5 protein-coding genes are annotated in these 7,103 nt (G+C 33.2%); 4 read left to right on the forward strand and 1 reads right to left on the reverse strand.

Translation table 11 applies throughout. The features are described 5' to 3' along the window. Positions 1–217 precede the first annotated feature (217 nt). The gene (locus ACFCYN_RS24550) at positions 218–1,474 is read left to right on the forward strand and encodes a cation:dicarboxylate symporter family transporter (protein WP_098120110.1); all 1,257 of its coding nucleotides are present in this window, start codon (positions 218–220) and stop codon (positions 1,472–1,474) included. Positions 1,475–1,729: 255 nt separating this feature from the next. On the opposite strand, the gene ACFCYN_RS24555 is transcribed toward ACFCYN_RS24550, so the two are convergent. Further along, positions 1,730–2,896, reverse strand: a complete 1,167-nt coding sequence (locus tag ACFCYN_RS24555; RefSeq protein ID WP_172444492.1) for a sulfite reductase subunit alpha — start codon at positions 2,894–2,896, stop codon at positions 1,730–1,732. Positions 2,897–3,167: 271 nt separating this feature from the next. Between ACFCYN_RS24555 and ACFCYN_RS24560 the strand changes: the two genes are divergently transcribed. From ACFCYN_RS24560 to lepB, 3 genes are all read left to right on the forward strand, one after another. Beyond that, positions 3,168–4,442 carry an MFS transporter gene (locus ACFCYN_RS24560; RefSeq protein ID WP_375952597.1) on the forward strand — a complete coding sequence of 425 codons (1,275 nt, stop codon included), beginning with the start codon at positions 3,168–3,170 and terminating at the stop codon, positions 4,440–4,442. Between the two features lie 233 nt (positions 4,443–4,675). Beyond that, positions 4,676–6,319 (forward strand): AMP-binding protein, encoded by a 1,644-nt coding sequence (locus ACFCYN_RS24565; protein WP_375952599.1) that lies wholly within the window; start codon positions 4,676–4,678, stop codon positions 6,317–6,319. Between the two features lie 131 nt (positions 6,320–6,450). Further along, positions 6,451–6,987 (forward strand): signal peptidase I, encoded by a 537-nt coding sequence (gene lepB / locus ACFCYN_RS24570; RefSeq protein ID WP_216854112.1) that lies wholly within the window; start codon positions 6,451–6,453, stop codon positions 6,985–6,987. Positions 6,988–7,103: the final 116 nt, after the last annotated feature.

Raw genomic sequence — 7,103 nt, forward strand, 5'->3', positions numbered from 1 at the left:
AATGTTTTCAAAAAAATAATTTTTTTAATACTTTTTTTGATGATCAATTTTGAATTGAATCCTCAAAAAAGTTTATAGATGGGTTTTATAAAAGTTCCATCGAAATCTTAATAAGCCAAGAGTGCTTAAAACCATTTAATCTATTTAAATGGTTTTGTTATTTTTTATCAATGTATAACTACTTGGCAAACATTCTACTACAGGAGGGACTTTTATTATGAAAAAAATTGGCTTAGCATGGCAAATTTTAATTGGTCTTGTAATCGGGATCATTGTAGGTGCAATTTTTTATGGGAATCCAAAAGTTGCAGATTACTTACAACCAATTGGTGATATCTTTTTAAGATTAATTAAAATGATTGTCATTCCAATCGTTGTATCAAGTATCATTGTTGGTGTTGCTAGTGTCGGTGACACAAAAAAACTTGGACGCCTAGGCGGAAAAACTATCCTTTACTTTGAGATTATCACAACAGTTGCGATTTTAATTGGTTTATTAGTAGCGAATATTGTTAAACCAGGTGCTGGTGTCGATATGAGTATTCTTCACAAAACAGACATAAATACTTATGTTGAAACAGCCAAAGAAGTGAAGAGTCACGGTTTTGCGGATACATTTGTAAATATTGTTCCACCAAATATTTTCTCAGCTTTTGTTGAAGGGAATATGTTAGCGATTATCTTTTTCTCAGTACTATTCGGTCTTGGAATAACAGCAGTAGGAGAAAGAGGAAAGCCAGTATTAGCATTCTTCCAAGGAACAGCTGATACAATGTTTTATATTACAAATCAAATAATGAAATTTGCTCCATTTGGTGTATTTGCATTAATTGGTGTAACAGTTTCAAAATTTGGACTAGAATCATTAATACCATTAGGAAAATTAATCATAACTGTCTATTTAACAATGGCATTCTTCATCGTTGTAGTATTAGGATTAGTAGCCAAAATGGTAGGCGTTAATATTTTTAAATTTATTAAATTAATTAAAGATGAGCTGATCTTAGCATACTCTACAGCAAGCTCTGAAACAGTTTTACCAAGAATTATGGAAAAAGTTGAAAAATTTGGTGTGCCTAGATCAATTTCTTCATTCGTAATTCCAACAGGTTACTCATTCAACCTTGATGGATCAACTTTATACCAAGCATTAGCTGCAATTTTCATCGCTCAAATGTACGGTATTCATTTATCAATCACTGCTCAAATTTCACTAATGTTAGTATTAATGGTTACTTCAAAAGGTATCGCAGGAGTACCGGGGGTATCGTTTGTCGTATTATTAGCAACATTAGGTACAGCAGGTATCCCAGTTGAGGGTCTAGCATTTATTGCCGGAATCGACCGTATTCTAGATATGGCTAGAACTGCAGTAAACGTTGTTGGTAACTCATTAGCAGCAGTTGTCATTGCTAAGTGGGAACGTGCGTTTAAACCAGAAGTGGTTGAAAGTGATAATAACGTTGCAATGTAATTTGTAAATATAATAGATTGAAAAAGAAGATGTCCCAAATGATTTTGTGGGACATCTTTTTTTATTAAGGAGAAAATAGTTAACTCATAAAGTGTTCATGAGTTAAAAAAAAGACAAGAAGCTTAAAAAAACTTAAAGCATTAATAGTTATAAGATAAAAAAATAGATTACATTGAACACACTTATATAAAAAAAAAGCCCTCCGTACCAAATTGGACGAAGGGTTTTTCTCACTTATTTAAAGTTTACTAAATATTAATACACGTCACGTAGATAACGACCTTGCTTTTGCAGATCTTTAAGATAAGCTTCTGCTTCATCGCGAGTCAACGTTCCTTCTTTTTCGATAATCGTAATAAGGGCTTCATTAACGTCTTTAGCCATATATTCTTTATCACCACAAACGTAGAAATAAGCACCTTTTTCAATCCATTCGAATAATTCTTTGCTGTTTTCAAGCATTTTATGTTGAACATAAACTTTTTGATCTGTATCACGAGAGAATGCAGCATCGAGTTTTGTTAGAACGCCATCTTTTTGATATGTTTCTAACTCGCTTTGATAAAGGAAATCGGATGCTTCATGCTGGTCACCGAAAAATAACCATGAACGGCCATTTACTTTATTGACTGCGCGTTCCTGGATGAAAGAACGGAATGGTGCAATACCAGTTCCAGGTCCTACCATAATAATATCTTTGTCTTCAGCCTCTGGTAAGTGGAAGTGTTTATTTGCTTGAACATAGACTGGAAGTGTATCTCCTTCGTTAACACGCTCTGAACATAAAACAGAACAAACACCTTTTCGATCGCGTCCGTGCGCAGTGTAGCGTACAGCACCGATTGTTAGATGAACTTCATCTGGATTTGCAGCAATACTGCTTGCAATTGAATACAGACGAGGAGTCATTTTTCTTAAGATTGAAACGATCTCTTGAGCAGATGCTTTCCATGGCCCAAAATCACGTAACATATCAAGTAAATCTCGACCATAGCAATATTCTTTAAGTTGATTTGTATTTTCAACTAACAGAAGTTTTTGAAGTTCTTCGCTTTCTGTGAATACAGCTGCCTGTTGTAAAATTTTCTTAGACAATAGTGTAATTTCAAAATAATTTGTAAGCGCTTCTTTTAAAGATAGTGTTTCATCCTGCTTACCAACAGTAACAGTTACATCTTCTTCCCATTTCATTTCGTTTATAAGAAGTGCCACTAGTTCTGGATCATTTGATGGGACCACGCCAAGTGCATAACCTGGGTCATAAGTAAGTCCTGACCCTTGTAAAGATAACTCAATATGCCTTGTTTCCTTGTTTGAGTCAGTTCCATTTAAATTAATATTTTTTAGAACCTTCGCTTGAAATGGATTGGTCCTTGAAAATGGTGGTGTCGCATTTTTAGTATCGTTTAAAGTAGATTTCATTTCTCTTAACCTCCAAGGATTGTTATATAACTAAGATAACATACAAATGGCAATTAATGTATTAGAATCTAGGTCTTTTTTACGTTGTCGTGGATTTTTTTATAGTCTTGTGTCCAGATAGGCAAGAAACAAGGGATGGCAACTTGTCCAATTAATAAAAAGAAAATTTTATCTATTTAAATGTAGAGGAAAAATAAACTATTAGTAGTATCTAATCAATAAGCCTATTTTATAAAAAAAGCAGTTATTAATCATTGGGAGGAAAAAACTCATGAAGAGTTTTACGAATCAAGAAAATAGTTGGATGTTCTATGATTGGGCTAATTCAGCGTATTCAATTATTATTAGCACTGCGGTATTCCCTCTTTTTTATAAAGCTTCAGCTACAAAGGCTGGAATAAGTGCTTCTGATTCTACTGCTTATTTAGGTTATACGATTGCAATATCTACTTTTATTTTAGCTATGATATCTCCAATTCTCGGGACAATCGCTGACTACAAAGGATTTAAAAAGAACTTTTTTGCTTTCTTTTTTATTCTCGGGGTTTCTTTTACTGCACTTCTTACTTTTATTCCAAATGATCACTCGCTCTTACTATTGATTTGTTATACGATTACAGCTATTGGCTTTAATGGCGCAAATGTATTTTATGACGCTTTTTTGGTAGATATAACTTCAGAAGAACGGATGAATAAGGTTTCCGCTCGAGGCTTTGGTTTAGGGTATATAGGTAGTACAATTCCATTTATTATTAGTATTGCGATCATCGTATTAGCTCAAAAGGAGATTATTGCAATTTCAACAACTCTCGCAAGTCAAATTGCTTTTTTCATTACAGCAGCCTGGTGGGGCATTTTTGCTATCCCTTTATTACGAAACGTTCGTCAAATTTATTTTATTGAACCTGAAAAAAATCCTGTAGTAAATAGCTTTAAGAGGTTAGGAAAAACCTTTAAAAATATTCGAAAATATCGCGCTGTATTTTTATTTTTACTTGCCTATTTCTTCTATATAGATGGGGTTGGAACAATTATTACGATGTCAACGGCTTATGGAACTGACCTTGGAATTAGTTCAACAAATCTATTAATTATTTTACTTGTCACACAGGTTGTTGCCGCTCCATTTGCCGTTATTTATGGAAAGCTCGCAGATCGGTTTACTGGTAAAATGATGCTTTATGTAGGAATCATTATTTATATGATTGTTTGTATTTATGCTTACTTTTTAAACTCTACTTTAGACTTTTGGATTTTGGCCATGCTTGTAGCTACATCCCAAGGTGGAATTCAGGCTTTAAGTCGTTCTTATTACGCTAAACTCGTTCCTAAAGAAAAATCAAATGAGTTTTTTGGCTTCTATAATATTTTCGGGAAATTTGCATCGGTTATGGGGCCGCTATTAGTCGCCTTGACAGCTCAAATTACAGGGCGTTCGAATATGGGCGTATTTAGTCTAATTATTTTATTTGTTATTGGAATGTTCTTTTTAACACGTGTATCTGAACCTAAAAAAGCAGAAGTTTCGAAAACCACAACTTACTAATCTAGATGTAGAGAGTTTCAAGGTGAGGGGAAAAATGATATTTAAAGAAAAAGGGACTCTGATTAAATTGGAGTCCTTTCTTTTGCAAAAAAATATATTAAATAAAGTGAAGATTAATTAACAGAATTTTTAAAAGGGAAAAAACTAAAAATATAGAATATTCTTAACTATGTTGTTTAATTTTATTAGTTAATATCCGCTCTCGCTAAAGGAAACCAATTAAGGAGGATCAGATGACAAATTTACTAGAGATTACAATAGGGAAATTATTAGAAGAAAAAGCTAAATTACATCCTACTCATGAGGCTGTTGTCTATGCAGATAGAGGTTTAAGGATGAATTATGAACAGTTTGAAAACCACTGTAGAGAAATTGCTAAAGGTTTGATGAGTCTTAGAATTCAAAAAGGTGATCATATTGCAATTTGGTCCTCTAATACGCCTGAATGGCTTACAGCGCAATTTGCAACTGGCAAAATGGGTGGAGTACTCGTTACAGTGAACACAAATTATCAGACTGCTGAGCTTGAGTATTTACTAAACCAATCAGATTCGACGACTATTATTTTAATGGATCAGTATAAAGATTCTTCATATATAAATATGCTCTATGAAATTATTCCAGAGTTAAAGGATTCTATACCAGGAGAATTACATAGTAGTCGATTACCTTTTTTACGCAACGTGATTGTGCTTGGAGATAAAAAGTATCCAGGTACATTCTCTTGGAATGAGCTGATTTCTTTTGCAAAAAATACTTCTGACGCGGAATTGGATAAGCGAATTGAATCAATGAGTCCATATGATGTTATAAATATGCAATATACTTCAGGAACTACTGGTTTCCCTAAGGGTGTAATGCTTACACACTCGAATATCGTAAATAATGGGTTAAACATTGCAAATTGCATGGAATTAACAAAGGATGACCGTCTATGTATACCTGTGCCTTTCTTCCATTGCTTTGGCTGTGTTTTAGGAACGATGGCTTGTATGACTGTTGGTGCAACGATGGTACCTGTACAAGACTTTAGTCCAAAAAGGGTTCTTCAAACAGTACAAGATGAAAAATGTACTGGATTACATGGCGTTCCTACTATGTTCATTGCTGAATTAAATGATCCTGATTTTACTAAATATGATTTGTCTACATTGCGAACTGGGATTATGGCAGGATCAAACTGTCCGATTGAAGTCATGAAGGAAGTTATCGAAAAAATGGGAATCACAGAAATTACGATTGCTTATGGCCAAACAGAGTCTTCTCCAGTCATTACACAAACTAGAACAAATGATCCAATAGAATTACGTGTTGAATCGGTTGGAAAGGCTTTGCCAAATGTTGAAGTGAAAATCGTTGAGCCAGGTACATCAAATGAAGTACCACGAGGTGTTCAAGGTGAACTTTGCACTAGAGGATATCATGTAATGAAGGGCTACTATAAAAATGTAGAAGCAACGAAAGCTGCAATCGATGAAGACGGATGGCTACATACTGGTGATTTAGCAATTATGGATGAAACTGGTTATTGTAAAGTTACTGGTAGGTTGAAGGATATGATCATTCGTGGTGGAGAAAATATTTATCCGCGTGAAATTGAAGAATTTTTATATACTCATGTAGATGTGTTAGATGTCCAGGTTGTTGGAGTACCTGATCACGTATACGGAGAAGAAGTTATGGCCTGGATTATTTTAAGAGAAGGTGTAAAAATTACGCCTAAAGATATACGTGCATATTGTAAAGGGAAAATTTCGAAACATAAAATTCCTAGATATATAGAGTTTGTGGAAGCTTACCCTATGACAGCTTCAGGTAAAATCCAGAAATTCCGACTAAGAGAACAGGCCGTTGAAAATGCGCAAAAACAAGTTTAAATTTATCGATTAATTAGTAATAAAATAGCAAAGCAAAAGCGTAAGCTTTGCTATTTTTTATTCATTATTTTAAATCAAATTATTTGATTTTAGTAATTGTGGTTATTAAAAAGATAAAGGGGATCTAAAACTTGAAAACTAGAAAAAAAGATACTGCTTGGCAATCTATTAAAATTTTAGTTTATTCATTTACCATCGCTTTTATATTAAAGCTTTATATATTTTCACCCTTTATTGTTGAGGGTGCATCCATGCAACCGACGTTACATAATCATGATTATTTATTTGTAAACAAAGCTTCTTTTCATATTTCCTCAATTGAAAGAGGTGAAGTCGTCATTATAAAAAAACAAGATGATCCTAAGTATTATGTAAAAAGGATCATTGGACGACCAAATGACATAGTAAGTATTATGAACGGCTTACTTTATGTAAATGGAAAATCTATAAATGAACATTATTTAAACGGTAAGTTACGAAATGTGTATAAAGATTATCTGCAATTTAATAAAGTAAAAGTTCCTGATCATTCATATTTAGTAATGGGAGATAATCGTTTAAATAGTAAAGATAGTCGAAATGGTTTAGGCTACATTAAGCAGTCTGAAATTGTCGGAAAGGTTGAGGGTGTTTTTTATCCATTTGATCGATTAAGAATAATACACTAATAAGAAAACGTTGTTGCATATAAACTCTTTTGAATTTTGAAATGAAAATTAACCTTATTAAGCTTTATTTTTATGGGATTATGACCTGAAATGGATAAAAATCTAAATTAAAATCC

This window comes from Gottfriedia sp. NPDC056225 (assembly GCF_042267765.1).
Taxonomy (GTDB): domain Bacteria; phylum Bacillota; class Bacilli; order Bacillales; family Bacillaceae_G; genus Gottfriedia.